3 protein-coding genes are annotated in these 3,264 nt (G+C 55.5%); 2 read left to right on the top strand and 1 reads right to left on the bottom strand.

The window, feature by feature from the left end; genetic code table 11:
- Positions 1–1,312: NAD(P)H-hydrate epimerase (locus tag RT613_RS22810; protein ID WP_313618658.1), on the bottom strand; the 1,312-nt coding region annotated here is incomplete at its 3' end.
- Between the two features lie 349 nt (positions 1,313–1,661).
- Here RT613_RS22810 and RT613_RS22805 point away from each other — a divergent pair.
- Both RT613_RS22805 and glnA read left to right on the top strand, forming a co-directional pair.
- The gene (locus RT613_RS22805; RefSeq protein ID WP_007753933.1) at positions 1,662–2,000 is read left to right on the top strand and encodes a P-II family nitrogen regulator; all 339 of its coding nucleotides are present in this window, start codon (positions 1,662–1,664) and stop codon (positions 1,998–2,000) included.
- 72 nt (positions 2,001–2,072) lie between these two features.
- Positions 2,073–3,264, top strand: a 1,192-nt coding sequence (gene glnA / locus RT613_RS22800; protein WP_313618657.1) for a type I glutamate--ammonia ligase, incomplete at its 3' end; no start/stop codon positions are given.

Here is a 3,264-nt window from a genome sequence, read left to right as displayed (position 1 = left end):
ATCCGGCTATGGCAAGGTTTGGTGGCGCATTGGTGTTGATCAGCGCGCGGCCATCCGGTGCGGCAATCACCGTATCAGCCCCCTTGTAGATGATCGCCGCGTGGCAAAGCGCTGCGGCCGCACGCGCCTTTTCCACCTTGCTGAGATTGGCATCCGCGGCAATGTCTGGAAACAACCGGGCAAACTCACCGGCATGCGGTGTCAGCACGCGCTCGGCCTTGTGCGCAGCAAAACAGGAAAACAGCACATCCCGGCTGTCACGAAAGGCGGTGATGGCATCGGCATCCAGCACCAGCGCCTTATCGGCCAATTCAGGCACAAACTGGCGGACCTTTTCCAGATCGGAAAAACCGGGGCCGATGACGAAGGCAGCATGTCTTTTGTCGTCAAGCCACGCCTTCAACTGCGCCACCGTGTCGACCTCGGAAAGCATCACCGCCGTTAGCGTCGTCGCCAGCACGGGCAGCGCCTCGGCTGATCCGGCAACCGTCACCAGTCCGGCACCTGCCTTGAGGCCCGCAACCGCCGACAGACGGGCTGCCCCCGTGGCATGGGCCGGGCCGGAAAACACGGTGAGATGACCGCGTGTGAACTTGTGGGAGGCGGCCGTGACCTGCGCCAGATGATCCTGCCAGAACAGCGGGTCGTTCTGCGCCAGTTCTTCGGCATTGTCTTCAAGAATACGCAGCGGAATGCCGATGTCATAGACTTCGACTTCGCCACAGAGTTCACGGCCCGGCAACAACAGATGGCCGGGTTTCAGCGCCATGAAGGTGACCGTGCGGTCAGCCTTCAACGTCGCCCCCAGCACCACCCCACGCCGGCCACAGAGGCCCGATGGCAGATCGGCAGCAATCACATGGATATCAAGCCCGTTGATCACCTCAAACAACGTCGCCACAGCATCAGGCACAGGCCGTGACAGGCCAGCACCAAACAGCGCATCGATAATCACGTCACCCGGTTGCGGTGTGTACTCTGCCAGCGCCTGCCCCTTGATGGTGCAGCCCTCCATGGCCCGTCGTGCATCACCACTAAGGTCTTCTGGATCAACCAGATGGTAGACCAGCGGATCGACACCGCTCTCGGCAAGGGCGGCGGCTGCAATGTAACCGTCACCGCCATTGTTGCCGGGGCCACATAACACGATGTGGCGAAGCGCCTGCGGGTAATGTTTGAGGGCGCAAGCAGCAATCGCCTGCCCTGCCCGCTGCATCAGTGCAAAGGACCACAGACCGCTTTTGGCAGCATCAATATCGACCTGCGCCATGGCGGATGGCGTAAAGAGGAAATGTTCACGCGAAAATTTCATGTTTCATATTGATAGCAATTTGCCGGGCAAAGCAACGCTCATAAATAAGGCAGAGATGAATGCACAATATATAGTCATTTGAATATTTTATATGCATCAACGACCGTCAGTTAGCGAAGTGTAAACCGGATGAGAAACACGCGTAAAATGAGAAATATTGGCACACACCAACGCCAATTTTTCGCAAAACAGTACTGTTCATGGCGCCAAATCCGATCAAACAACATAAGGGAGATGCTTTTTTGAGAAAAAATGCAAAATCTTCGTTTCAATTTGGCATGCTATGTGCATTCTGTTCGGGAAGCGGGCAGACCCTGCTTTAACGGGAGAAGCGGAGAGAAATTTTCAAATGAAAAAGATCGAAGCGATCATTAAGCCTTTCAAGCTCGACGAAGTGAAGGAAGCCCTTCAGGAAGTCGGTCTTCAGGGAATAACTGTAACTGAAGCGAAGGGCTTCGGTCGCCAAAAAGGCCACACGGAACTTTATCGCGGGGCTGAATACGTCGTGGACTTTTTGCCGAAGGTAAAAGTCGAAGTCGTTTTGGCCGACGAAAATGCAGATGCAGTGATCGAAGCAATACGAAACGCGGCACAGACTGGCCGCATTGGTGACGGCAAGATTTTCGTTTCCAATGTGGAAGAAGTCATCCGTATCCGGACAGGTGAAACGGGCGTTGACGCCATATAAAAAACACCTGAGTCAGGAAACCGGCTCAGGTAAATCGCCACCTCGTCATCACACACTCAAGGAACACCCTCAATGACGACTGCAAATGATATCTTGAAGCAAATCAAGGATAATGACGTTAAGTTCGTTGACCTGCGCTTCACGGACCCGAAGGGAAAGCTGCAACACGTCACCATGGACGTAGTCTGTGTGGACGAAGACATGTTCGCCGACGGCGTCATGTTCGACGGCTCGTCCATCGCTGGCTGGAAGGCCATCAACGAGTCCGACATGGTGCTGATGCCAGATCCGGCAACAGTTCATATGGACCCGTTCTTCGCGCAGTCCACCATGGTCATCCTTTGCGACATTCTCGACCCGGTTTCCGGTGAATCCTACAACCGTGACCCGCGCGGCACAGCCAAGAAGGCTGAAGCCTACCTCAAGGCGTCCGGTATCGGCGACACCGTATTTGTTGGTCCTGAGCCAGAATTCTTCGTCTTCGACGACGTGAAGTACAAGGCTGATCCGTACAACACCGGTTTCAAGCTGGACTCCACCGAACTGCCGTCCAACGACGACACCGATTACGAGACCGGCAACCTCGGTCACCGTCCGCGCGTCAAGGGTGGTTACTTCCCAGTTCCGCCAATCGACAGCCTGCAGGACATGCGTTCCGAAATGCTCACGGTTCTGGCCGAAATGGGCGTTGTCGTTGAAAAGCATCACCACGAAGTGGCCTCTGCCCAGCACGAGCTGGGTGTGAAGTTCGACACGCTGGTTCACAGCGCCGACAAGATGCAGATCTACAAGTATGTTGTGCACCAGGTTGCCAACGCTTACGGCAAGACCGCAACCTTCATGCCAAAGCCGATCTTCGGCGACAACGGTTCGGGCATGCACGTTCACCAGTCCATCTGGAAGGGCGGCAAGCCAACCTTCGCTGGCGATGAATATGCAGGCCTGTCTGAAACCTGCCTGTATTACATCGGCGGTATCATCAAGCACGCAAAGGCCATCAACGCCTTCACCAACCCGACAACCAACTCCTACAAGCGTCTGGTTCCAGGTTATGAAGCGCCTGTTCTTCTGGCTTACTCTGCCCGTAACCGTTCTGCTTCGTGCCGTATTCCATTCGGCTCCAACCCGAAGGCAAAGCGCGTTGAAGTCCGCTTCCCGGACCCAACCCAGAACCCTTACCTCGGCTTTGCGGCCATGCTGATGGCTGGTCTCGACGGCATCAAGAACAAGATCCATCCCGGCAAGCCGATGGACAAGGACCTTT

The sequence above is a fragment of the Agrobacterium sp. genome (assembly GCF_032092815.1).
Lineage (GTDB): Bacteria > Pseudomonadota > Alphaproteobacteria > Rhizobiales > Rhizobiaceae > Agrobacterium.
This window is presented reverse-complemented; position numbering and strand designations above follow the sequence as displayed.

Excerpts from the sequence above, each read along its gene's own strand:
- RT613_RS22805 (WP_007753933.1), top strand. The coding sequence starts at position 1,662 with ATGAAAAAGATCGAAGCGATCATTAAGCCTTTCAAGCTCGACGAAGTG.